This is a genomic window from Sphingorhabdus sp. SMR4y, assembly GCF_002218195.1.
GTDB lineage: Bacteria > Pseudomonadota > Alphaproteobacteria > Sphingomonadales > Sphingomonadaceae > Parasphingorhabdus.
In genome coordinates this window covers 841,848-867,048 of the sequence record NZ_CP022336.1, presented here as the reverse complement: position 1 = coordinate 867,048, position 25,201 = coordinate 841,848, and the positions used below count along the sequence as shown (strand labels likewise).

Genomic DNA, 25,201 nt, shown 5'->3' with positions numbered 1-25,201 from the left:
GCGATCTCCCCGCGCCTTTTGGCAGGCCCTGCCTCCAATTCGGTCAGGCGGTCATCTCCAGACGATTTCGACCGCTAAGTGTCACGTCATATATGATGACAACACACTAGATGATATATGGACGGTCCGCTTCTCTTGCGCAGACTATTTGACCCAGTCCAGCCCCATATCTTGATACAGGCTGCGATCTTCATCCCAGTCTGCACTGACCTTTACGTGGAGATAAAGATGTACCGGTTTGCCCAGAATGCCGGACAACTCAGCTCGCGCCTTTGCTCCTATTTCCTTGATCTGATGACCGCCTTTGCCGAGAATGATCGCTTTCTGACTGGCCTTTTCAACGAGGATTTGCTGATGTATTTCGAGTGATCCGTCCGGGCGCTCTTTATATTGCTCCATTGCAATAGCGGTCGCGTAGGGCAATTCGGCATGCAATTGCCGGAACACCTGTTCCCGGGTAATTTCTGCTGCAAGAATCCGTTCGCTGGCATCGGAAACCTGATCTGCAGGAAAATGCCAGGGGCCTTCCGGCATCGCTTGCACGAGATAAGATCGCAAGTCTTCCAGTCCATCGCCGGTTTTGGCACTGACAAAAAAGGTTTCCTCGAAATCCGCCAATTCATGCAGCTTGACGACATGGCCGAGCATCTTGTCTTTGGCGGCGATATCAACCTTGTTCATGACCAGTATGATTTTTTCGGACCGATGTTTGATCCTCTCCACGATCGATGTCACCTTGGTCCCGAGGCCCGCGCGTGCATCGACGAGCAGGACGATTATATCGGCGTCTTCTGCACCTTCCCAGGCCGCAGATACCATGGCCCGGTCGAGGCGGCGGTGTGGTTCGAATATGCCCGGCGTATCAACCAGCAGGAGCTGCGTGTCTTCTTCAATCGCTATGCCGAGCAGCCGCGTTCTTGTGGTTTGCGGTTTGGAGCTGGTTATTGCGACCTTTTGGCCGACCAGCGCATTGATCAGGGTCGATTTTCCGGCATTGGGGGCTCCGATCAACGCCACTACACCGCATTTTTGAGTCATGTGAATTTTTCCAGAAATTTCTTGGCGGCTTCGGTTTCGGCGGCCTGAATGGCAGACGCGGTCGCCACAACCTCGCCTATGTTCCTAACGCTGACCCGTACGGTGAACTTCAGGTCATGATGGGGGCCGCTCTTGTCGACCAGCTCATATTCGGGGATTTTGCGATTATTTGCTGCGGCCCATTCCTGCAGCGCGGATTTGGGATGCCGGACGTCGCCGACCGTCGAGGAAACCCGGCTTTCCCAGTGACGAAGGATGAAACTGCGGGCGGCATCCATTCCATGGTCGATATAGACTGCGCCAATCAGTGATTCCATCACGTCCCCCAGAACCTTGACGCTTTTTCTCGCGCCATCGTCTCGGGCCTGCTTTCCGAGGAGGATGTGGTCGCCGGCCCCTATCTGTCTGGCAATCTCACCGCAAACGGAACCGGAAACCAGCCCGTTTAGGCGCTGGGACAGTCGGCCTTCCGGTTCCTTCGGATATTGGCGATAGAGATGGTCCGCGATCACCAGCCCCAGTACCCGGTCGCCGAGAAATTCCAGACGTTGATAGTCCTTCTGCCCATGGCTGCCATGTGTTGCCGCCCGGACATACAGTTCCGGCGTCAATGGCGTCCTGCCGGTGATCTCGGCGATCCAGTCGAGAAAATCCGTCCGGCTCAAAAGCTTTCTCCGATCCGATTCCAACGCGCGGCGGTAAACCAGGTCCACGGTTTGATCCATTCAGCCGAGCCGTCGGTCGAGAATACTGACACCAGCGCCTTGCCGACAAGATTTTCCTGGGGAACCATCCCGATCGCCTGGCCTTCCTGAGCCGGGAAGCGGCTATCGGCGCTTCGATCTCTATTGTCGCCCATCAGAAACATGTGGCCATCGGGAACCACGAAAGCCTGTGTGTCATCGCCTTCCGAGTTTTCGAAAATATCGAGCGTGCGATACGTCACGCCATTGGGCAGGGTTTCCTGAAACTGGGGATAGCGACACATTATCGTTCCGTCATGTATCGCGGTTGCAAATTCTTCACGATAGCAGGGGCTGTTCGGCGTGACCGGCAATTCGAAATCTTCTATTCTTTTACGTTCGACAGGGGTGCCGTTGATGGAGATCACGCCATTGGTGACTTGAACGATATCGCCGGAAAGCGCGATTACCCGCTTGATATAGTCATCTTGCGCCGTCGGAGGGGCTTTGAACACCACGACATCACCCGGTTCCGGTGAACGTGGCAATATGCGGCCGGGGAACAGCGGTATATTGAACGGCAGGCTGTATCTGGAAAAGCCGTAAGGCCATTTTGCCACCAGCAGATAGTCGCCGACGACCAGCCGGGGTTGCATTGATTCTGAGGGAATATTGAACGGCGACACGATGAAACTTCGCAAAATCAGGATGAATAATGCAAGTTTTACAAGGAACGCGACAAAGTCGCCCGTTTCCGATCGTTCTGCTTTATCACGCGCCATGCCGCCCCTTCGCCGACATTGGCATTGGCGTCAAGATTTCTTGCGATGTGCCGATCCCAGCTATTTTCGACTTGAGGCCAGTCGGTCCGGCAGATAGGGCTGGGACACTCAACGGGCGCACGTGATTTGTACTAACAAGATCGGACTATTGAATGACTTCAGACCGCTGGCAAAGCCTCCGCGCACTTCCCCTGTCTCCGCTCACCCATCTGTTTGACGCAGACAGCGCGCGAGTCTCCAAATTTGGGTTGGAACAGGCCGGCATCTATTTCGATTTTTCCAAAACCCATCTTGAGGACAAGACGGTTGCGGCCTTCGCTGAATTGGCGGACGAGATGAGACTTTCCAATCGCGTAGAGGCGCTGCTTTCCGGCGAGCCGATCAATATCAGCGAAGGACGTGCGGCGGAGCATTGCGCGGAACGGGGCATCGGTAGTCCGGCGAGCGTCGATAATGCCCAGGCGCTTCACCAGCGCATGAAAAGTCTGGTGGAAATCATCGATTCCGGCGCTCTCGGGGAATTTACGCAGATCATCCATCTCGGCATCGGCGGCTCGGCACTGGGGCCGAAAATGCTGCATCAGGCACTGAAGCTGGGCGACGAGAAATATGAACTGGAGGTCGTCTCGAATATCGACGGTGTCGCTCTCGAACCCATTCTGGAGCGCTTTGATGCTGGCAAAACGCTGCTGGTCATCGCTTCGAAGACATTCACCACAGCGGAAACTCTGATGAACGCACGGTCGGTGCTCGACTGGATGCGGGAAGAGGGTGTTGCGGATCCGCTGGGCCAGGTGGTGGCGTTGACGGCGAATCCTGAGCAGGCGGTTGAATGGGGTGTTGACGAGACGCGGATACTCCCGTTTTCCGAGACAGTCGGCGGGCGCTATTCCTTGTGGTCATCGATTGGTTTCAGCGTCGCTCTGGCACTGGGTTATGAGGTGTTCGAAAATATGCTGGCGGGTGCTGCCGGAATGGACCAGCATTTTCAGGATAGTCCATGGGACCAGAATATTCCTGTGCTGGCGGCCTTTGCTGATCAATATTATGCCCAGATTCGCGGGTGCGAGACCCGGGCGGTCTTTGCTTATGACGAACGGCTGGGCTTGTTGCCCGACTATCTTCAGCAGCTCGAAATGGAAAGCAACGGCAAATCCGTGACGCTTGAGGGCGAAAAGTTGACTTTGCATTCCAGCCCGATTGTCTGGGGTGGGGTCGGTACCGATGCCCAGCACGCCGTGTTCCAGCTGCTTCACCAGGGCACCCATCTGGTGCCGGTAGAATTTCTTGCGGTTGCGGAAGCGGGGGATTCGCTTGATCCGGCGCACCATAACGGTCTGCTGCTCAATTGCTTTGCCCAAGGCGCTGCGCTGATGGCGGGCAAAGAATCCGATGACAGTCATCGAAACTATGAGGGTGACAGGCCGTCGGTCACGATATTATTGGAAGATTTGGAAGCATGTTCACTGGGTGCGTTGCTGGCTTTTTACGAGCACCGGACCTTCGTGAACGCGGTTTTGCTGAACATCAATCCATTCGACCAGTTTGGCGTGGAGCTTGGCAAGCAGATGGCGAACGAACTGGCGGACGATGATGGTAACCGATTGGACGCCTCGACCGAAGAATTGAAAAAGCGGGCGTTTGGCGCCTGACATCAAGGAAGTTTACATGGCTGAATATGATTATGACCTGTTCGTTATAGGCGCGGGCTCCGGAGGGGTGCGAGCGGCGCGAGTCTCTGCATCATACGGCGCGAAAGTGGCGGTTGCCGAGGAATATCGGGTTGGCGGGACCTGCGTTATCCGCGGCTGTGTGCCCAAGAAACTGCTGGTTTACGGTTCCCATTTTTCGGAAGAACTGGAAGACGGCAAGAATTTCGGATGGACATGGGAAAATGCCAAATTTGATTGGGGGCGTTTGCGCGACCATGTCCTCAAAGACGTCGACCGGCTGAACAATGCCTACACAGATACCCTTAAAAATCATGGGGTTGAGATCATTCTCGAGCGGGCCGAACTGACCGGACCGCATGAGATCAAACTGGCTGGCGGAAAGACCGTGACGGCGAAATATATCTTGATCGCGGTCGGGGCCTGGCCCGCCGTGGCTGATTTCCCCGGCAGCGAACTGATGTCGACGTCCAACGAGATGTTCCATCTCGAGAAGCTTCCCGAAACGATCATCATCGCCGGCGGAGGCTATATTGCCAATGAATTTGCCGGAATTTTCAATGGCCTGGGCAGCGATGTCACCGTGGTCAACCGCTCCGACATCATCTTGCGCGGTTATGATGAAAGCGTCCGCGACCGGCTGATCCAGATCTCTCTCGCCAAGGGTATCAGTTATAAATTCAACTGCACCTTCGACCGGATCGAAAAGCGCGATGACGGCGCTCTTGATGTCTACATGGACGGCAAAAAAGACCCGGTTCGTGCCGATATTGTGCTCGCAGCCACCGGAAGGCGGCCAAAAGTCGACAATTTGGGGCTGGAAAATGCCGGCGTTGCTACCAATGACAAGAATGCCATCATCGTCGACGACTATAGCCAGACCAATGTCGAGAATATTTATGCGGTCGGCGATGTGACGGACCGCGTGCAACTGACACCGATCGCGATCCGCGAGGGGCAGGCCTTTGCCGACACCGTATTCGGCGACAACCCCCGCACGGTCGATTATGACAATATTCCCTCGGCCGTATTCTCGCAGCCGCCGATTGCATCTGTCGGCCTGACCGAGAGCGAGGCGCGGGAGCAATATGGCAATATCAAAATCTATTCGTCCGATTTCCGGGCGATGCGCAATGTTTTCGCGGACCGGGCGGAGCGTAGCCTCTACAAGATGATCGTCGAGCATCCGACCGAGAAGATTCTCGGTCTGCATATGATCGGGCCGGATGCGCCGGAGATTTTGCAGGCTGCAGCGGTCGCGGTGAAAGCGGGGCTCACCAAGCAGGCCTTTGACGATACGGTCGCTCTGCACCCCAGCATGTCCGAGGAACTGGTACTGCTTAAATAGATAATATTACGGCAACCGTAGCGTAAAGCTGGTGTTTAATCGCGCAATTAATTGCTATTGACGATTGCCTAACCGGCTGTGCATTGACTAGGGCATATCGCACCAAGTGATTCACAGCCGGGGGTTTAATGTCAGACATTATCGCACAATTGGAAGCCAAACGCGCTGAAGCCATGCTCGGCGGCGGGCAAAAGCGGATCGATAGCCAGCATGCCAAGGGCAAGCTGACCGCGCGCGAGCGGATCGAAATCCTGCTCGACGAAGATTCGTTCGAAGAGATCGACATGTATGTCGAGCATAATTGCGTCGATTTCGGAATGGAACAGACCAAGATAGCCGGTGACGGCGTGGTCACCGGATCGGGCACGATCAACGGCCGGCTGGTCTTTGTTTTTAGCCAGGATTTCACCGTTTTCGGCGGCTCGCTCTCCGAGCGCCATGCCGAGAAAATCTGCAAGGTCCTCGACAATGCAATGAAAGTCGGCGCACCGGTGATCGGCATCAACGACAGCGGCGGCGCGCGTATTCAGGAAGGCGTGGCGTCACTCGGTGGCTATGCCGACGTGTTCCAGAAGAATGTTCTGGCCAGCGGCGTGATTCCACAACTCAGCCTGATCATGGGGCCCTGTGCCGGCGGCGCGGTCTATTCACCGGCGATGACCGACTTCATCTTCATGGTAAAGGACAGTTCGTACATGTTCGTGACCGGGCCCGATGTGGTCAAGACGGTGACCAACGAGATCGTGACACAGGAAGAACTGGGCGGGGCGGTGACGCACACCACCAAGACCAGCGTCGCCGATGTCGCCTATGAAAATGATATCGAGGCGCTGCTCGCGGCCCGCGACTTCATCGACTTCATGCCGCTTTCCAATCGGGAAGAAGCCCCAGAACGGCCGACAGCCGATCCGTGGGATCGTCTCGAGGAAAGTCTCGACACGCTGATTCCTGCTAATGCCAATCAGCCCTATGACATGCACGAAGTCATCCGCAAGATGCTCGACGAGGGCGATTTCTTTGAAGTCCAGCCCGCCCATGCCTCCAATATCATCTGCGGCTTTGGCCGGATGGAAGGTGCCACTGTCGGTGTCGTCGCCAACCAGCCGATGGTGCTTGCCGGTTGTCTCGACATCAATGCATCGAAGAAAGCGGCCCGCTTTGTCCGCTATTGCGATGCATTCAATATTCCGATCGTGACACTGGTTGACGTTCCAGGCTTCCTGCCCGGTACTTCTCAAGAGCATAACGGTATCATCAAGCATGGTGCGAAGCTGCTCTTTGCCTATGCCGAAGCGACGGTGCCGAAAATCACCATCATCACCCGCAAGGCTTATGGCGGCGCCTATGACGTGATGGCGTCCAAGCATCTGCGCGGCGATCTCAACTATGCCTGGCCGACCGCGGAAATCGCGGTGATGGGTGCAAAGGGCGCGGTCGAGATCATCTTCCGCGGCAGGACCGAGGAAGAGATTGCCGAGCGTACCGCGGAATATGAAGCACGCTTCGCCAATCCGTTTGTCGCGGCGCAAAAGGGCTTCGTCGACGAGGTGATCATGCCCCATTCAACCCGGCGCCGGGTGGCTCTGGGACTTCGGAAACTGCGGAACAAGCAATTGGAGAATCCGTGGAAAAAGCATGACAATATTCCGTTGTGATATTTCCCAGATGATTGCCCTCCGTCATGGCGAGCGCAGCGAAGCAATCCAGGGCGTCGCTTGCCGCTCTGGATTGCTTCGTCGCTTCGCTCTTCGCAACGACGGAGTTGTGTAATGCCAACAGGACTAGTAGCCCTTCTCGACGACGTTGCGGCAATCGCTAAGGTCGCTGCCGCATCGGTTGACGACATCGGTGCCGCGGCGGCGCGGGCCGGGACCAAGTCGGCCGGCGTGGTGATTGATGACGCGGCGGTTACGCCGACTTATGTGACCGGTTTCGATCCGTCGCGCGAATTGCCGATGATCTGGAAGATCACCAAGGGTTCCTTCAGGAACAAGCTGGTCTTTTTGTTGCCGGCTGCGGTGCTTCTGGGGCAGTTCGCGCCCTTTCTGATACCGATCATCCTGATTTTCGGCGGTTTGTTCCTCTGTTACGAGGCCGCCGAAAAGGTTCTGGAAATTTTCCACGTCGACGAGTCCACCAAACATGACCAGCCCGCGATTGTCGAAGGGCCGGGGCGGGAGAAGGAAATGGTCTCGGGCGCGATCCGCACCGACCTGATCCTGTCGGGCGAGATCATGGCGATCGCCCTGTCCGAACTGACCGACCAGGTCTGGTGGGAACAGGCTATCATATTGGCGATCATCGGCATCGTAATCACCGTTGCCGTCTATGGCTCGGTCGCGCTGATCGTGAAGATGGACGATATCGGCCTGCATATCGCGCAGAATAACGAGGGCGCATTGCGATCTTTCGGCTGCGGTCTGGTCCGGCTGATGCCCAAATTGCTCGCGGCCCTGTCGATCATCGGCACGCTGGCGATGGCCTGGGTCGGTGGTGGGTTGCTGGTGCACAATGTTGCCGCCCTGGGATGGCACGGACCGGAACATCTGATCGAATGGCTGTCGCATCCGCTGCTCAGCCTGTTCCCGGCTTCGGCCGAGCTGATGGTCGGCGGGATTGCCTTTGCGCTTCTGTCGGGGATACTCGGCGTGCTGGTCGGTGCAGGAATAGCGCCGCTGGTGCACAGATTCATTCCGCATGGAGAAGGACATTAGATGAAACTGGGAAGAATGAACCATATCGGCGTGGCTACGCCCGATCTTGACGCCTCGATCGCTTTTTACCGCGATGTCATGGGCGCCACCGACATCACCGAGCCGTTCGTGCTGGATTCGCAGAAAGTGCGCGTCTGTTTCGTCAACACTCCGGGCGAGGGCGGCACCGCCGGCACGCAGGTCGAGCTGCTGCAGCCAACAGAAGCGGACAGTGCGGTCGGCAAATGGCTGGAGAAAAACCCGCTCGGCGGCCAGCATCATATCTGTTTCGAAGTGCCCGACATTCATGCGGCAAAGGCGGAATTTGAAGCGATGGGCAAGCGGGTGCTTGGCGAACCGCGCATCGGTGCGCATGGCACGCTTATCTTTTTTGTGCATCCCAAGGATATGGGCGGGATGCTAACCGAAATCATGGAAACGCCCAAGGGGCATTAATTATACAATCGTCATCCTGAACTTGTTTCAGGACCCCGCGAGATCCTGAAACAAATTCAGGATGACGAGACATTCAAAAGGACCGCACATGGAATTCGAAAATATCAAGCTGGATATCACCGATCAGGTGGCCACCATCACGCTCAACAAGCCGGAGCGCCTCAACGCCTGCTCGCTGGCTATGGCCGACGATATTTTCGTCGCGCTCGACAAGCTTGACGACGCGCGCGCTCTGGTGATCACGGGGGAAGGGCGCGCCTTTTGTGCCGGTGCCGATTTGCAGGCCAAGAATGACAGCGCCCTGTCGGGCGGACAGGGTAGCTATGCTGCGCTTCTCCAGCATTATAATCCGCTGATGCTGAAACTGGCGAAGCTCGACATTCCAACAATTACCGCGGTCAACGGACCGGCTGCCGGCGTCGGCTGTTCGATCGCTCTGGCGAGTGATTTTGCCATTGCCGGAAAATCGGCCTATTTTCTGCAGGCTTTTGTCAATATTGGCCTGGTGCCTGATGGTGGCGCATCATGGATGCTGACCCGCCTCGTCGGCAAGGCACGGGCAACCGAAATGATGCTGCTCGGCGAGAAGATCCATGGCGAGAAAGCTGCCGACTGGGGATTGATCTACAAATGCGTGGACGATGCCGATCTGATGGACGAAGCGGGCGCGTTGGCCAAGCGTCTCGCAAGCGGTCCGACCGTCGCTCTGGGCGTTATGCGTCAGAACCTGGCGGCTGCGCTGGAAAGCGACTATGCTTCGGCGCTCGTGCGGGAAGCCGAAGGGCAGCGAATTGCCGGAGACAGCAAGGACGCGCGGGAAGGGGCGATTGCCTTTCTGCAAAAACGGCCAACTGAATTCAAGGGCGAGTAAAAGATTGGCCCCGGGCCGGTCGAACCGAAGCATGGCAAGGCTGACAGCGCTTTTTGCTTGAGCAGCGTGGTTCGACAGGCTCGCCACCAGCGGCTGATATATTCGAATAGAGAGAAACAGGGCAGATATGACCGACAAACCGACGATCAAAGACTGGCAGGAACTGGCCGACAAGGAAGTCAAGGGCCGCGACCTTACATGGGAGACACCCGAGGGCATCGCCGTCAAGCCGCTCTACACGGCGGAAGATGCCGGTGATCCCGGGCTACCCGGCTTTGGTCCGTTCACCCGCGGCGTCAAGGCCAGCATGTATGCGGGCCGTCCTTGGACGATCCGGCAATATGCCGGCTTTTCGACGGCCGAGGAATCCAACGCCTTTTATCGTCGCAATCTGGCGGCGGGGCAGAAGGGGCTGTCGGTAGCCTTCGATCTTGCCACGCACAGAGGCTATGACAGCGATCATCCGCGCGTGGTCGGTGATGTCGGCAAGGCCGGTGTGGCGATCGACAGCGTCGAGGATATGAAAATCCTGTTCGACCAGATCCCGCTCGACGAAATGTCGGTGTCGATGACGATGAACGGCGCGGTCATTCCGTGCCTCGCTTTCTATATCATTGCAGCGGAAGAGCAGGGGGTTTCGCAGGAGAAGCTCTCCGGCACGATCCAGAATGACATTCTCAAGGAGTTCATGGTCCGCAACACCTATATCTATCCGCCAGCGCCTTCGATGCGGATCATTTCGGACATCATCGGCTATACGTCGGAACATATGCCGAAGTTCAACAGCATCTCGATCAGCGGCTATCATATGCACGAAGCCGGCGCGACGGCCGTTCAGGAACTGGCCTTCACCATTGCCGACGGCCGCGAATATGCCAAGCAGGCGATGGCGACGGGGCTCGATATCGACGCTTTTGCCGGCCGTTTGAGCTTCTTCTTCGGTATCGGCATGAATTTCTTCATGGAAGTTGCGAAATTGCGCGCGGCGCGGACCCTGTGGCACCGGGTGATGACCGATCTCGGCGCCCAGTCGGAGCGGTCGAAAATGCTGCGTACCCATTGCCAGACTTCAGGCGTGTCGCTGACCGAGCAGGATCCTTATAACAACGTGATCCGGACCACGATCGAGGCGATGGCGGCGACCCTGGGCGGCACCCAGTCGCTGCACACCAACGCGCTCGATGAAGCGATCGCGCTGCCGACCGATTTCTCGGCCCGGATTGCACGGAACACGCAGATCGTGTTGCAGGAAGAAGCGGGGATTACCAAGGTCGTCGATCCGCTCGGCGGCAGCTATTATGTCGAGGCGCTGACCGAGGAACTGGTCGACAAGGCCTGGGAAATTATCGAGCGTGTCGGAGCCGAAGGCGGCATGGCGAAAGCAGTGGCCGATGGCTGGCCGAAAGCGATGATCGAGGAAGCCGCTGCCGGTCGCCAGGCGGCTGTCGACAAGGGTGATGCGGTGATCGTCGGGGTCAACAAATATCGGCTGCCCGAAGAAGATCCGATGGAAACGCTCGACATCGACAATGCCAAGGTCCGGCAGGGACAGATTGCGCGGCTCGAGAAGATGCGCGCCGATCGTGACGAAGCGGCCTGTCAGGCGGCGCTCAAGGCGCTGACCGATGGCGCCAGGGGCGGCGGCAATGTGCTGGCGCTGGCGGTTGATGCGGCGCGGCAACGTGCGTCGCTGGGCGAGATTTCCGACGCGATGGAAGCGGTCTTCGGCCGCTACGAAACCCAGCCGACGCCGGTCAAAGGTATTTACGGCAAGGCGTATGAAAATGATGCGCGTTACGCGATGGTTATCGACGGCGTCGATGCCGTGTCGCAGCGCCTGGGCCGCAAGCCGAAAATCCTGGTCGCGAAAATGGGGCAGGACGGTCACGACCGCGGCGCCAATGTCGTCTCCAGCGCCTTTACCGACATGGGCTTTGACGTGATTTCCGGGCCGCTGTTCCAGACGCCCGGCGAGACCCGCGATCTGGCTCTGGCGGAAAATGTTGACGCGGTTGGCGCGTCCAGCCTGGCGGCGGGCCACAAGACATTGATCCCCGAACTGATCAACCTGCTGAAAGAATCCGGGCGCGGCGATATCAAGGTTTTTGCCGGTGGCGTGATCCCGGCAAAGGACTATGAATTCCTGCGCAAATCCGGCGTGGTCGGAATCTATGGACCGGGCAGCAATATTGTGGAATGTGCCGCGGACATATTGAGATTGCTGGGCCATAACATGCCCCCCGAAGAGGAAGCTGCGGAATGAGTGACGTGACAGAGACGGAAGAAACCGAAGTTCGCAACGACTGGACCCGCGAGGAAATCGCCGCGCTGTTCGACTTGCCGTTCGACGATCTGGTGTTCCAGGCCGCGACCGTGCACCGCGCCAATCACAAGGCGGGCGAGGTTCAGCTTTCGACGCTGCTGTCGATCAAGACCGGCGGCTGTCCGGAGGATTGCGGCTATTGCAACCAGTCTGCGGGGGCGAAATCGGGACTGAAGGCAGAGAAACTGCTCGACGTGCGCACGGTGCTGCAAAATGCGGCGCAGGCGAAGGATCGCGGATCCTCGCGCTTCTGCATGGGGGCCGCCTGGCGGAACCCCAAGGACCGCGACATGCCGGCGATCATCGAGATGATCAAGGGCGTCCGGCAAATGGGCATGGAAACCTGCATGACGCTCGGTATGCTGACCAAGAAACAGTCCGACATGCTGTCCGAAGCCGGCCTCGACTATTATAATCACAATATCGATACCTCGCCGGAACATTATGAGAAGGTGATCACCACGCGCACCTTCGACGACCGGCTCGAAACGCTGGAAAATGTCCGCAACAGCGGCATCAACGTCTGCTCCGGCGGGATTGTCGGCATGGGCGAGACCCGCGAAGACCGCGTCGGCTTTGTCCACGCGCTGGCGACTTTGCCGAAACATCCGGAGAGCGTTCCGGTCAACGCGCTGGTCCCGGTCAAGGGCACCGTGCTTGGTGATATGCTCGCCGACACGCCGCTCGCAAAGATTGACGATATCGAATTTGTCCGCACGATTGCCGTCGCCCGGATCACCATGCCCGCCTCGATGGTGCGACTATCCGCTGGCCGCGAGAGTATGTCGGAAAGCACGCAGGCTTTGTGCTTCCTCGCCGGTGCCAACAGCATCTTCACCGGCGACAAGTTGCTGACCACCGGCAATGCGGGTGACGATGCGGACGAGACATTGTTCGCCAAACTGGGGCTGGTGCCGATGCAAGCCGAGCAGCGGGATTGCGCGCTGGAGGCAGCTGAGTGAGCTTATATTCTCGTCATGCTGGACTTGTTTCAGCATCCACCTCTCAACAATCACCGTCGGTGCTTTTCGCACGATGGACCCTGAACCAGGTTCAGGGTGACGAACTGCTGGAGTCATATTGTGTTTAAAAAGATCCTGATCGCAAACCGCGGCGAAATTGCCTGCCGTGTTATTCGTACTGCCCAGAAAATGGGGATCAAGACGGTTGCCGTCTATTCCGATGCTGACGCGCGCTCGCCGCATGTCAAAATGGCGGATGAGGCCGTGCATATCGGTCCGTCGCCGGCAGCGGAATCTTATCTGATCGCCGAGAAGATCATCCAGGCGTGCAAGGATACCGGAGCGGAAGCGGTCCATCCCGGCTATGGCTTCCTGTCCGAACGGACCAGTTTTGCGCAGGAACTGGCGGACAATGACATCGCCTTCATCGGCCCGCCAGCCAATGCGATTGCCGCAATGGGCGACAAGATCGAATCCAAGAAGCTCGCGGAGAAGGCAGGCGTCAGCGTTGTGCCCGGCCATATTGGCGAGATCGACGACACCGAACATGCTGTGCGCATTTCCAATGACATCGGCTATCCGGTGATGATGAAAGCCAGCGCCGGCGGCGGCGGCAAGGGCATGCGGCTGGCGTGGAACGAGAAAGACGTTCGCGAGGGCTTTGAAGCGACCAAGCGCGAAGGTCTGGCCAGCTTTGGCGATGACCGCGTGTTTATCGAGAAATTCATCGAACAGCCGCGCCATATCGAAATCCAGGTGCTCGGCGACAAGCATGGCAATGTCATCTATCTCGGCGAACGCGAATGTTCGATCCAGCGGCGGCATCAGAAAGTAGTCGAGGAAGCGCCTTCGCCCTTCGTCGATCCCGAAATGCGCAAGAAAATGGGCGAACAGGCGGTCGCCCTTTCGCAGGCCGTGGGCTATTATAGCGCCGGTACGGTCGAGCTAATCGTCGGCGCAGACAAGAGCTTCTATTTCCTCGAAATGAACACCCGGCTGCAGGTTGAGCATCCGGTTACCGAATATATCACCGGTCTGGATCTGGTCGAACAGATGATCCGCGTCGCCTATGGCGAGAAATTGCCGCTGACACAGGATGAAGTCAAACTCACTGGCTGGGCGGTCGAAAACCGTGTCTATGCAGAAGATCCCTATCGCGGCTTCCTGCCGTCGACCGGTCGTCTGGTCAAATATCGGCCACCGGAAGAGGAAGAAGGCATTCGGGTTGACGATGGCGTCGCAGAAGGCGGCGAGGTCTCGATCTTCTACGATCCGATGATCGCCAAGCTGATTACCTATGGCGAAACCCGGATCGAGGCGATCGATCGCCAGATCGACGCGCTCAATCGCTTCGAGCTGGTCGGCCCCGGTCACAATATCGATTTCCTCTCGGCGCTGATGCAGCATGAGCGCTTCCGCGAAGGCACGATCACGACCAATTTCATTGCCGAAGAATATCCCGACGGGTTCCAGGGCGCTCCGGCAACCGACGAACTGCTCGTCAATCTTGCCGCTATCGGGGCTTTTGCCGCAACCGCCCATGCGGATCGTGCACGCCGCGTCGACAATCAGCTCGGCAAGCGTCTCGAAGCGCCGTCCGAATGGCAAGTGAAGATCGGCGACAAGATCATGGACGTGCGGATCTCCGAAGAGGAAATTGCGGTCGATGGCACTGCGGTGGACCTGTCGATGGAATATACGCCGGGCGACAGCCTGATCCTCGCCGAGGTTGCGGGCAAGCCATTATCGGTGAAAATTGCCAAAAGCACCGACGGGTTCGCGCTCAACAGCCACGGCGCAACCCACAAGGCGCGGATATTGCCCGCCCATGTTGCGCAACATGCTGTGCACATGATCGAGAAAATTCCGCCCGATCTGTCGAAATTCCTCCTATGCCCGATGCCCGGCCTGCTGGTCGCGCTGCACGTGGGCGAGGGCGACAGTGTGGTCGAGGGACAGCCTCTGGCGGTGGTCGAGGCGATGAAAATGGAAAATATTCTCCGCGCCGAGAAAAATGGCGTGGTAAAATCGGTGGAAGCCGCGCAGGGTGATAGCCTTGCCGTCGATGCGGTGATACTCGAACTGGAATAACCGATTGAAAAAGTCTTGGGGAGGGCACAGATATGACCAGTGAAGCTGCGATAGCGGGACAACGCGAACCGACGCAGAAGGAAATAAGACTGGTCATAGCGGCGTCCTCCGCCGGCACCATTTTCGAATGGTACGACTTTTTCATCTACGGCACCCTGTTCTACATCATCGGGCCGACCTTTTTTCCCAGCGGCAATCCGACGCTGGAAATCCTGATGGTCTGGGCGACCTTTGCCATTGGCTTCGGCTTTCGTCCGGTGGGCGCCATTCTCTTCGGCTTTCTCGGCGACAAGCTGGGCCGCAAATATACTTTTCTGGTTACCGTCACCCTGATGGGGATTGCCACCGCCGGGGTCGGTTTCATACCGAGCGCCGAGACGATCGGGTTGGCGGCGCCGCTGATCGTGATCTTCCTGCGGATATTGCAGGGCCTGGCGCTGGGCGGCGAATATGGTGGTGCGGCCATCTATGTCGCGGAACATGCACCGACCAACAAGCGCGGCTATTATACCAGCTATATCCAGGCCAGCGTTGCCGGCGGTTTTGTGCTGTCGATCGGCGTCATTCTGGCTTGTCGTTTCCTGATCCCCGAGCAGGCGTTCAACGACTGGGGCTGGCGCGTGCCGTTCCTGTTGTCGATCATGCTGCTGGCGATATCGCTGTGGATGCGGCTGAAGCTGAATGAAAGCCCGGTCTTTCAGGCAATGAAAGCGGCAGGCGAGACCGCAGGCAATCCTTTTGTCGAAAGCTTTACCTATCCGGGCAACAAGAAACGGATTTTCGTCGCCCTGTTCGGCATCACCGGGGTGTTGACGACCATCTGGTACACCGCCTTTTTCTCGGGCATGTCCTTCCTGCGCGGGCCAATGAACATGGAGGCGCGCACCGTCGACATAATCCTGTTTGTTTCCGGACTGATCGCCATGTCATTCTACCTCGTCGTCGGCAAATGGTCGGACCGGGTCGGGCGCAAGAAGCCGATTATCGTGGGCGCTCTGCTTTCGCTGCTGCTGCTCTTCCCGGCATTCTGGGGACTGGGGCAGCTCGCCAATCCGGGACTGACCGAAGCGGCCGAAGCCAACCCTGTCCGGGTCGAAGGCAGTGCTTGCAGCACCGATCCCTTTGCCGAGCTGTTCAGCCGTGAGCAAAGCGATTGCGGAAAAATCCTGGAAACCCTGACATCCGCCGGCGTGTCCTACACGCTGGTCGATACCAGCGAACTGAAACTGAGCGCCGGCAGCAACCCCATCAGCATTGACCCTAGCTGGCTGGACGATGGTGCTGCGCGCAGCAGTGGCATCCGCGATGCGCTCGCCGAATATGGCTATGATTTTGCCAAGCAACAGCCGGACACGATAAGAATATTGGGTATCGTGGCCATCCTGCTGGTGCTCGGGGCCCTGAGTGCCTTGACCTACGGATCGGTCGCCGCGCTGCTGTCGGAAATGTTTCCGGCCAAGATCCGCTACAGCTCGATGTCGATACCCTATCATATCGGCGCCGGTTATCTTGGCGGTTTCCTGCCGTTGATTGCTGGCTATATCGTGGCGCGATCCGGCGATATCTACGCGGGCCTCTGGTATACATGGGTTGTTGTTGCTTTCGGGGTCATCGTTGCCTGGTGGGGCATTCCCAACGACCCGGAAGCGTCTCTCGACGAAGCGTGATAAAGGTCCTATCGGTCGCTTCATGAGTGACGAGAAACCGAATATTCCGCCAACCGCACGCGTGAAGCTCGACTCCGACGCGCTGCTTGCCAACTGGCGCGCGCTTGACCTTATGTCCGGAGACGCAAAGGCAGGGGCGGCGGTCAAGGCCAACGCCTATGGGCTGGGGTCACGCGAGGTTGTCGGCCGACTGCTCGCGGCGGGTTGTACAGATTTTTTTGTCGCCAATTGGCAGGAAGCGCAGGAAATTGAAGACCTGACCACGGGGAACGCGGAGGTGTCCGTACTCAATGGCGTGCGCGCAGCGGATTTGCCTTTCGCGCTCCAGTCTCCGGCAAAGCCGGTGCTGAACAGCCTCGAGCAGGTGCAGCGCTGGAAAGCCACCGGCAAGCCGTGTGACATCATGATCAACAGCGGCATGAATCGCCTCGGCATCAATGTGGAAGACCTGAAAGCCGATCTGTTCGCCGGCATGGCGATCGACATGGTGATGAGCCATCTCGCTTCGGCCGATGAAGACGGTCCTCAGAATGAGGAGCAGCTTACCCAGTATAAGGCTGCGCTGGCAATCGTCACGGGCAAGCGGGCCAGTCTCGCGAACAGCGCCGGTATCGCACTGGGCAGCGATTATCATTTCGATGTGACCCGTCCCGGTCTTTCGCTCTACGGGGGGATCCAGCGTCCGGCACTGGACAACGTCATTGCTCAGGTGGCGATTCCGCAGGCAGAAATCATTCAGGTGCGCTCGCTGCAGGCGGGCGACAAGCTCGGTTATAATGCGCAATATGTTGCAGCCGAACCGCACAAGGTTGGCATATTGGCGATGGGCTATGCCGACGGCTATTTGCGGGGATTTTCGAACAGCGGCATGTTCATGCATGAAGGACTTCTGTTGCCGGTACTGGGCCGGGTATCGATGGATCTGATCGCGATTGATCTGACCGCAGCACCCCATTTGCAGGAAGGGGACTGGGTTGATTGTGAATATGATCTCGAGGTGGCATCAGCCCAATCGGGGCTGTCGCAATATGAGTTGATCACCGGCCTCGGCAATCGTCTCGGCCGCGTTTGGACCTAGTACCGCAGGAATACTGTATATCTACGCAGTTGCACAAAATAAAAATGCTGCGCAAAAAACACCGATAGCAACAAAAGTTGCGGCAATGCACAAATAGGTTTAGTGCTCTTGCAACATATACATAATTGGAGGCTGGAAAGTCCTGATCGAGAACAGGATTCCAGCCCATCGGGAGCAGATATGGCCAAGTCCAAGAACGTTAATCCAGGTGATCCCATAACGATCAAGAAATACGCCAATCGTCGTCTCTACAATACCGAGACATCGAGCTATATCACGCTCGACTTTCTCGCCGAGATGACCCGCAATGATCAGGATTTCATTGTGGTCGACGCGAAGACGGGCGAGGATATCACGCATAATGTGCTGACCCAGATCATTGTCGACGAGGAAAGCAGCGGCAAGCAGATGCTGCCGGTCAAGTTCCTGCGCCAGTTGATCTCCATGTATGGCAACAGCATGCAGTCCCTGATGCCGTCCTATCTCGAAGCATCGATGGATAATTTCCGCAAGAACCAGAAGCAGTTTCAGGAAGCGGTCGAGGGGGCGCTCAACAAAAATCCGCTTGGCCAGATGGCGGTGAAGAACCAGAAGCAATTTCAGGAAGCGGTTGAAAATGCCCTGAAGGCCAGTCCGCTGGCCGGCGTATTCGAAAAGGCGTTGAGCATCGGCCAGAATGACCGGGGCGAAACGGATGATACAGCGGAAAATCAATTGTCCGAGAAGGATATTGAAATTATGGAGCTGAAAAAACAGTTGGCCGATATTCAGTCGAAAATCGACAAGATCGACAACTGACCATCGGCCCCCATTAATCCGCAGGAAAAACCAGTGAAGAAAAATGCCCTATCCATCACCCGTGAAAAAGATTTTGCGGGATGGTATCAACAGGTGATCACGGAAGCCGACATGGCTGAAGAGTCCGGCGTGCGCGGCAGCATGATCATGCGTCCCTGGGGCTATGGCATCTGGGAACGGGTGCAATATCTGATGGACCAGCGGATCAAGGCATCCGGCCATGAGAATTGCTATTTCCCGCTGTTCATTCCGCTCAGCTATTTTTCGAAAGAAGCTGAGCATGTCGACGGCTTTGCCAAGGAAATGGCGGTTGTTACCCATCACCGGCTGATCAAGGGCGAAGATGGCGGACTGGTCGTCGATCCGGAAGCCAGGCTGGAAGAACCGCTGGTCGTGCGGCCAACCTCCGAAACGGTGATCGGCACCGCTTTTGCCCGCTGGGTGCAAAGCTGGCGTGACCTGCCGGTGATGATCAACCAGTGGGCCAATGTGGTGCGCTGGGAAATGCGCACCAGAATGTTTCTGCGGACCACCGAATTTCTCTGGCAGGAGGGGCATACCGCCCATGCCACCAAGGCCGAAGCGATGGAAGAGACGCTGAACGCGCTGGAAATGTACCGCGACTTTTCGGAAAGCGTGCTGGCCATGCCGGTCGTCGCCGGAGAAAAGCCGGAGAATGAGCGTTTCCCCGGCGCTGATGCGACCTATTCGATCGAGGCGATGATGCAGGACGGCAAGGCATTGCAGGCCGGCACCAGCCACTTCCTCGGCCAGACCTTCAGCAAGGCGCAGAATATACGCTATCAGGACAAGGAGGGCGAGTTCCAGTTTGCCTATACCACCAGCTGGGGAACGTCGACGCGGATGATCGGCGGGGTCATCATGACCCATGGTGATGACGACGGCATGCGTGTGCCGCCGCTGATTGCGCCCTATCAGGTGGTGATCGTGCCGATGCTGCGTGACAAGCCGGAAGACGAAGAAGTGCTGGACTATTGCAAGGCTCTGGCGAAGGATATCGGCAAGCTGCGGGCCTTTGACGAACCGGTCCGGGTCAAGCTGGACATCACGGGTGCCAAGACCCAGACCAAGCGCTGGTCCTGGATCAAGAAAGGCGCGCCGGTCATATTGGAAATCGGACCGCGCGACATGGCCGACGACAAGGTGGCGATGATCCGGCGCGATGCGCTCTATCAGGACAGCGGCAAGCTCGACACGAAATTTCTCGCCAAGGCAGAATTCATTCCGGAGATTCCGGCGCTGTTGTCCGAGATCCAGTCCGCCCTGCATGCCGAGGCCAGGCAGCGCCTCGAGGGCAATATCACGCGCGGTGTCGAACATTGGTCGGACGTCGAGCGTTTCTACAAAGAGAATAAGAAATATCCGGGCTGGCTGGAAGTGCAATGGTCCAAGGCGACCGGCGACGAACTGGACGCGATCGAAGAGCGGCTGAAAAAGCTGAAGCTGACCTTCCGCAATGTTCCGGTGGATGCCGCACCGGCAGACGGGGTCTGTATCTTCACCGGGAAACCGGCGGTCGAGCGGATCATCATCGGCAAAGCCTATTGATGGCCGGTCCGAGAAAAACCCACAAACCGAAACAGGTTCCCACGCGCAAACAGATACTGGATTTTATCGAGCGGTCCGACCAGCAGGTCGGCAAACGGGAAATCGCGAAAGCCTTCGGATTGCGGGGCTCGGACAAGATTGCGCTGAAAGCGCTGCTGAAGGACATGGCCGACGAAGGGCTGATCGACAGCACGCCGGGGCGGGCGTTCCATAAAATGGGCGGTATTCCCAAGGTCACCGTCCTCAAGATCGTTGCAATCGACGGCAATGAAGCGATCGGCGTTCCCGAGCGCTGGGAAGCGGATAATGCACCGGCACCAAAGCTGCGCATAAAGGAAAAGGGGCGCCGTGCGGCGCTGGCCGTTGGCGACCGGATATTGGCGCGAACCGAAGAGCGCGGGCAGGGGCATGTCGCCTTCATGATGAAGAAGCTCGCCCAGAGCAGCGAGATGCTGATGGGCGTGGTCGAGAAAGACGAACGCGACCGCTATTGGCTGAAGCCTGTCGACCGCAAGATTCGCCGCAGCACGCCGATTCTCGATCTGGGTGAAGCCGAGCCGGGCCATCTGGTGCTGGCCGAGCCGGTGAAGCGGGGATCCGAGGTCAAGGCGCGGGTGAAGGACATTTTGGGCGATCCGTTCGCTCCCAAATCCTTCAGCCTGATTGCCATTCACAAATTCGAGATTCCGCTGCACTTTCCCGATGCGGTGAAAGAGGAAGCGGAGCAGGCGACCAAGCTGCCGCTTTCAAAGGACAAGCGCGAAGATCTGCGCCATCTGCCGATTGTCGCGATTGATCCGGCCGATGCCCGCGACCATGATGACGCAATCTGGGCCGAGCCGGATGACAATCCCGACAACAAGGGCGGGTTCAAGGCGCTGATCGCGATTGCCGATGTGTCCTATTATGTCCGCTCGGGCAGCAAGCTTGACCGTGAAGCCTATAAGCGCGGCAACAGCGTCTATTTCCCGGACCGGGTCGTGCCGATGCTGCCGGAAGCTTTGTCGACCGATGTCTGTTCGCTGAAACAGGGCGTCGAGCGGGCGGCTCTGGTCTGCCACGTGACGATCAATCCCAAAGGGCAGGTGATCGCTTCGCGCTTCACTCGCGCGATCGTCAAGCTGGCCGGCAATATTGCCTATGAAGATGCACAGGCGGCGATGGACGGCAAGCTGGATCATGAACTGAAGGCCAATGCACTCGCGCCCCTTTGGGCTTGTTGGAAGCTGCTCGCCAGGGCGCGCGACGAGCGCGAGCCGCTCAATCTCGATCTGCCCGAAAAACGGGTGGTGCTCGACGATCAGGGCAAGATTGTCGAAATCGCCGTCCGCGAACGGCTCGATGCGCATCGTCTGGTCGAGGATTATATGATCGTCGCCAATGTCGCGGCGGCGCGGATGCTGGAATCGAAAAAATCCCCGGTCATTTACCGTGTTCACGAGACACCCTCGCGCGAGAAGCTGATTGCGCTGAAGGATTATCTCAAGAGCTTCGACATGAGCTTTGCCATGGGGCAGGTGATCAAGCCGGCCGTATTCAACAATCTGATCAAGCAGGTCGACGACGAACTGCTGCTGCCGCTGGTCATGGAGCAGATCTTGCGCAGCCAGACCCAGGCCTATTATGGCCATACCAATATGGGCCATTTCGGCCTGTCGCTGGGCAGCTATGCGCATTTCACCAGCCCGATCCGTCGCTATGCCGATCTGGTCGTGCACCGGGCGCTGGTCAGTGCCTGCAAGCTGGAGCAACCGGCGCCGGAGAACAGCTCAATCCCCGAATTTTCCGGACTGGGCAAGGAAGAGGCGGGGCGTCTCGAACGGATATCGGAAACAATTTCCAAGCTCGAACGCCGCGCGATGAAAGCGGAGTGGGAAACCGTCGATCGCTATATCTCTGCCCATCTTGCCGACCGGATCGGAGAGGTGGTCAAATGCCGGATCACCGGGGTCCAGAATTTCGGCTTTTTCGCGACCGTGGAGGATCTGGGCGGCGACGGGCTGGTCCCGGTCCGGACGCTGGGCGCCGAACGGTTCGACTATGACGAGTCGAAACAGCAGCTCACCGGCATGGACAGCGGTACCACCTATAATATCGGCCAGAAAATCGAACTGCGGCTGGTCGAGGCGAATGCCGCCACCGGCAGTCTGTTGTTTGAATTGCCCGAGGGCGCCAATCACATGGCAGCCCGGCCGGCCCCCTATCGTGCGCGCAAGGGCAAGCCGCACCGCAAGGGCAAGCCCGGCCGTCCGGCCAATATTCGTGGCAACAAGGGCAAGGCCCGGAAGAAGAAATAGTTTGGCGTAATGGCGCAACCATCGGGCCAGATCAGGGGTTTTCCTGTGAATGGAAAAGGAGTTTTTCCCATGCCGAATATTTTGCCGACCCAAGACCGTTCCCGACTTCACTGTTCCGCTGATCGATGGCGGAAAATTTCACCTGAGCCAGCGGCTTGGCGACAATTTTACCCTGTTGCTGTTCTATCGTGGTGTCCATTGTCCGATCTGCAAAATGCAACTGCGCGAATTGCAGCGCAGGTTAGGCGCGTTTTCCGAGCGCGGGATAACAGTCCTCGCGATCAGCATGGACAGCAAGGAACGGGCGGAGAAATCGGTTGACGAATGGGGCGTGGACGAGCTGTTGCTCGGCTATGGCCTGAGCGAAGACCTTGCCCGCGATCTTGATCTCTATATCTCGTCCGGTCGTCCCGGCAGCGAAGAGCCGACAATTTTTTCCGAACCGGCGATGCTGCTGGTGAAGCCCGACCAGACGCTGTATTTTGCGAGTATCCAGAGCATGCCGTTCACCCGGCCGCCGCTCGACGAACTGCTCAAGGGAATCGATTATGCGATGGAACATGATTATCCGGCGCGCGGCGAGCTGGCGAAATCCCGCTAGCTTAGCCGGTCAATTTCTTCCTTGGTCAAGGATCCGGGAACAACCATCACCGGGCAGGGCAATGTCCCTGCTTCGGTGGCGGCAAAATGGCTGACCAACGGTCCGGGCGAGCCCGTTGCTGCTGCTCCGAGAACCAGAGCCGCCAGACCGTTGACGTCATCCATCATTGCCCGCACGACTTTCGGACCCTTGCCCTGTTTCACCGTGATCGAGGGACGGATACCTGTTTCCTCGAACAAGGTCCCGGCGGCGCCGGACACGAGCGCTTCGGCGCGGCTTTTTGCTTCCTCTTCAAGCGTGGCCTGGACCCCGCCCCAGGCGACGAATCCCTCACTCTCCACGAGCGCGAGAATATGCAGCGCGCTGTTCGTTTTCATTGCCCGACGCGAGGCAAAGCGCAGCGCGAGGCTGGCCTCGTCGGTCTCGTCGATTACCACCAAATAGGTACGCATGAACCCTCCTCACCCTGTCAAAAACACTTGTTGCGATAAAAACAGCCGCAAGGCAAGCGACTGCCCTTGACGGCATTGGCGCAATGTTGGACAGCTTTTGATGATAACAGGACTTATTCAGGAAAGATAACCGGCCATGCCCATTAACCTCCAAATGCCTGCGCTCTCCCCGACAATGGAAGAAGGAACGCTCGCCAAGTGGTTGGTGAAGGAAGGCGACAGCATCTCATCGGGAGATCTGTTGGCCGAGATTGAAACCGACAAGGCGACGATGGAATTTGAAGCGATTGATGAAGGCGTAATCGCCAAGATCGTTGTGGCCGAAGGCACGGAAAATGTGAAAGTTGGAGATGTGATAGCTATAATTGCCGAAGAAGGCGAAGACGCCAGTGAAGCCAAGGCGGCGCCAGCACCAAAGGCGGAGAAATCTGCAGAAGCTGCGCCCAAGAAAGAAGAACCTGCGCCGACACCTGCGCCAAAGGCCAGCCCTGCACCGGCGGCCAAAGCGGCGGCGGGGGCGAATGACGACCGGCTTAAAATCAGCCCGCTGGCGCGCCGTCTGGCCGAGCAGAAGGGCGTCGATCTGACTGCTGTTTCCGGTTCCGGTCCGGGTGGCCGGATCGTGAAGGCGGATATCGATGCAGCCGAAGGCGGCACCGCTCCGGTCAAGACCGAAACGCCGGCTCCGGCTGCGAGCCCCGCACCTTCTTCTGCGCCGAAGAAGGGCGCCGAGACTGGCAGTGATTTCGATATTCCGCACACGGTCGAAAAACTGTCCGGCATGCGCAAGACAATCGCGCGCCGCCTGACCGAGGCGAAGCAGACGATCCCGCATTACCGCGTCAGCATCGATATCAATATCGACAAGCTGCTGGCATTGCGCGGCGAACTTAATGCCTCGCTGGAATCGCGTGGCGTCAAGCTGTCAGTGAACGATCTGTTGATCAAGGCCCAGGCGGTTGCCTTGATGCAGCAGCCGGACTGTAATGTCAGCTTCACGGAAGACAATCTGATCCGCTACGAACGGGCCGATATCGCGGTTGCGGTCAGCATCAAGGGTGGTCTGATCACCCCGATTGTCACCAGTGCCGACAGCAAGTCGCTCAGTGCGATCGCGACCGAGATGAAAGATCTCGCCGAGCGTGCGAAAGCCGGCAAACTCAAGATGCATGAATATCAGGGGGGCACCGCGAGCCTGTCCAATATGGGCATGTTCGGCGTGACAACATTTGATGCGGTGATCAATCCGCCACAGGCGATGATCCTGGCGATCAGCGCCGGTATCAAAAAGCCGGTGGTGGTCGAGGACAATGTCCAGATCGCAACGATCATGAACGCGACCGGCAGTTTCGATCATCGCGCGATTGACGGAGCGACCGGAGCCGCCTTCATGAAGGCGTTCAAGGAGATTGTCGAAAGTCCGATGGGAATGCTCGCTTGACGGACCTGACCGGGAAAGTCCCTGCTATTCGAACCATCGTGATGCCGACTGAAGGCAATCCCTATGGCGTGGCTTTCGGTGGCTGGCTGATGGCGCAGATGGCCCAGGCTGGCGGCGCACTGGCCGCGCAGCATAGCCGGCACCAGTCGGTTGTGGTCGGCGCGAACGACGTCCGTTTCGGGCATCCGGTTGAAATTGGAGACGAATTGTCCGTCTATGCGGAATTCACCAAGATCGGTCGCAGCTCTATGACGGTTGAGGTTGAAGCCTATCGCCGCGATCGCCATGCGGATGAAAGAACCAAGGCCGCTTCGGGCCTCTACACATTTGTGGCGGTGGACGCAGACGGCAAGCCGGTGCAAGTCCCTGCTCTAGACTGAA

Annotated in this window: 21 protein-coding genes; 17 read left to right on the top strand and 4 right to left on the bottom strand. The window is 57.8% G+C overall.

Annotated features, from left to right (window positions below; translation table 11 throughout):
- Nucleotides 1-144 precede the first annotated feature (144 nt).
- The 3 genes from era to lepB are packed head-to-tail and all read right to left on the bottom strand — an operon-like array spanning nt 145 to nt 2,503.
- A complete protein-coding gene (gene era, locus SPHFLASMR4Y_RS04065; protein ID WP_089132418.1) occupies nt 145-1,038 on the bottom strand; it encodes a GTPase Era in 894 nt (297 codons plus the stop codon).
- Entirely contained in the window at nt 1,035-1,703 is a 669-nt protein-coding gene (gene rnc, locus SPHFLASMR4Y_RS04060; RefSeq protein WP_260807064.1) for a ribonuclease III, read from the bottom strand. Before rnc ends, era begins: the two co-directional genes overlap by 4 nt.
- Complete coding sequence (lepB, locus tag SPHFLASMR4Y_RS04055; RefSeq protein WP_089132416.1) at nt 1,700-2,503, bottom strand: signal peptidase I; 804 nt, start codon at nt 2,501-2,503, stop codon at nt 1,700-1,702. Before lepB ends, rnc begins: the two co-directional genes overlap by 4 nt.
- Before the next feature lie 152 nt (nt 2,504-2,655).
- Between lepB and pgi the strand changes: the two genes are divergently transcribed.
- The 15 genes from pgi to SPHFLASMR4Y_RS03980 all read left to right on the top strand — a co-directional run bounded on the left by pgi (nt 2,656) and on the right by SPHFLASMR4Y_RS03980 (nt 22,927).
- The gene (gene pgi / locus SPHFLASMR4Y_RS04050) at nt 2,656-4,155 is read left to right on the top strand and encodes a glucose-6-phosphate isomerase (protein WP_089132415.1); all 1,500 of its coding nucleotides are present in this window, start codon (nt 2,656-2,658) and stop codon (nt 4,153-4,155) included.
- Between the two features lie 16 nt (nt 4,156-4,171).
- Nucleotides 4,172-5,521, top strand: a complete 1,350-nt coding sequence (gene gor / locus SPHFLASMR4Y_RS04045) for a glutathione-disulfide reductase (RefSeq protein WP_089134669.1) — start codon at nt 4,172-4,174, stop codon at nt 5,519-5,521.
- 128 nt (nt 5,522-5,649) lie between these two features.
- Nucleotides 5,650-7,176 carry an acyl-CoA carboxylase subunit beta gene (locus SPHFLASMR4Y_RS04040; protein ID WP_089132414.1) on the top strand — a complete coding sequence of 509 codons (1,527 nt, stop codon included), beginning with the start codon at nt 5,650-5,652 and terminating at the stop codon, nt 7,174-7,176.
- A gap of 114 nt (nt 7,177-7,290) precedes the next feature.
- The gene (locus SPHFLASMR4Y_RS04035; protein WP_089132413.1) at nt 7,291-8,235 is read left to right on the top strand and encodes a DUF808 domain-containing protein; all 945 of its coding nucleotides are present in this window, start codon (nt 7,291-7,293) and stop codon (nt 8,233-8,235) included.
- Nucleotides 8,236-8,670 carry a methylmalonyl-CoA epimerase gene (gene mce, locus SPHFLASMR4Y_RS04030; RefSeq protein ID WP_089132412.1) on the top strand — a complete coding sequence of 145 codons (435 nt, stop codon included), beginning with the start codon at nt 8,236-8,238 and terminating at the stop codon, nt 8,668-8,670.
- Nucleotides 8,671-8,758: 88 nt separating this feature from the next.
- On the top strand, nt 8,759-9,541 hold the full coding sequence (locus SPHFLASMR4Y_RS04025; protein ID WP_089132411.1) for an enoyl-CoA hydratase-related protein: 783 nt from the start codon (nt 8,759-8,761) through the stop codon (nt 9,539-9,541).
- A gap of 127 nt (nt 9,542-9,668) precedes the next feature.
- The gene (gene scpA, locus SPHFLASMR4Y_RS04020) at nt 9,669-11,804 is read left to right on the top strand and encodes a methylmalonyl-CoA mutase (protein WP_089132410.1); all 2,136 of its coding nucleotides are present in this window, start codon (nt 9,669-9,671) and stop codon (nt 11,802-11,804) included.
- Nucleotides 11,801-12,826, top strand: a complete 1,026-nt coding sequence (gene bioB / locus SPHFLASMR4Y_RS04015; RefSeq protein ID WP_089132409.1) for a biotin synthase BioB — start codon at nt 11,801-11,803, stop codon at nt 12,824-12,826. Before scpA ends, bioB begins: the two co-directional genes overlap by 4 nt.
- A gap of 117 nt (nt 12,827-12,943) precedes the next feature.
- Complete coding sequence (locus tag SPHFLASMR4Y_RS04010; protein ID WP_089134668.1) at nt 12,944-14,917, top strand: acetyl/propionyl/methylcrotonyl-CoA carboxylase subunit alpha; 1,974 nt, start codon at nt 12,944-12,946, stop codon at nt 14,915-14,917.
- A 32-nt stretch (nt 14,918-14,949) separates the two neighbouring features.
- Nucleotides 14,950-16,584, top strand: coding sequence for an MFS transporter (locus tag SPHFLASMR4Y_RS04005; protein ID WP_089132408.1), 1,635 nt, complete (start codon nt 14,950-14,952; stop codon nt 16,582-16,584).
- Nucleotides 16,585-16,606: 22 nt separating this feature from the next.
- Nucleotides 16,607-17,662, top strand: a complete 1,056-nt coding sequence (alr, locus tag SPHFLASMR4Y_RS04000; protein WP_089132407.1) for an alanine racemase — start codon at nt 16,607-16,609, stop codon at nt 17,660-17,662.
- Nucleotides 17,663-17,842: 180 nt separating this feature from the next.
- Nucleotides 17,843-18,460: a polyhydroxyalkanoate synthesis repressor PhaR gene (phaR, locus tag SPHFLASMR4Y_RS03995; protein ID WP_089132406.1), complete on the top strand. Its 618-nt coding sequence runs from the start codon at nt 17,843-17,845 to the stop codon at nt 18,458-18,460.
- Between the two features lie 33 nt (nt 18,461-18,493).
- Nucleotides 18,494-20,029 (top strand): proline--tRNA ligase, encoded by a 1,536-nt coding sequence (gene proS / locus SPHFLASMR4Y_RS03990; RefSeq protein WP_089132405.1) that lies wholly within the window; start codon nt 18,494-18,496, stop codon nt 20,027-20,029.
- Nucleotides 20,029-22,326: a ribonuclease R gene (gene rnr, locus SPHFLASMR4Y_RS03985; protein ID WP_089132404.1), complete on the top strand. Its 2,298-nt coding sequence runs from the start codon at nt 20,029-20,031 to the stop codon at nt 22,324-22,326. Before proS ends, rnr begins: the two co-directional genes overlap by 1 nt.
- A 49-nt stretch (nt 22,327-22,375) precedes the next feature.
- Nucleotides 22,376-22,927 carry a peroxiredoxin-like family protein gene (locus SPHFLASMR4Y_RS03980; RefSeq protein WP_089132403.1) on the top strand — a complete coding sequence of 184 codons (552 nt, stop codon included), beginning with the start codon at nt 22,376-22,378 and terminating at the stop codon, nt 22,925-22,927.
- Here SPHFLASMR4Y_RS03980 and SPHFLASMR4Y_RS03975 read toward each other — a convergent pair.
- Nucleotides 22,924-23,379 (bottom strand): universal stress protein, encoded by a 456-nt coding sequence (locus SPHFLASMR4Y_RS03975; protein ID WP_089132402.1) that lies wholly within the window; start codon nt 23,377-23,379, stop codon nt 22,924-22,926. The genes SPHFLASMR4Y_RS03980 and SPHFLASMR4Y_RS03975 overlap by 4 nt on opposite strands.
- Before the next feature lie 136 nt (nt 23,380-23,515).
- Between SPHFLASMR4Y_RS03975 and SPHFLASMR4Y_RS03970 the strand changes: the two genes are divergently transcribed.
- Entirely contained in the window at nt 23,516-24,820 is a 1,305-nt protein-coding gene (locus tag SPHFLASMR4Y_RS03970) for a pyruvate dehydrogenase complex dihydrolipoamide acetyltransferase (RefSeq protein WP_089132401.1), read from the top strand.
- The gene (locus tag SPHFLASMR4Y_RS03965) at nt 24,817-25,200 is read left to right on the top strand and encodes an acyl-CoA thioesterase (RefSeq protein ID WP_260807063.1); all 384 of its coding nucleotides are present in this window, start codon (nt 24,817-24,819) and stop codon (nt 25,198-25,200) included. The genes SPHFLASMR4Y_RS03970 and SPHFLASMR4Y_RS03965 overlap by 4 nt, the downstream gene beginning before the upstream one ends.
- Nucleotide 25,201: the final 1 nt, after the last annotated feature.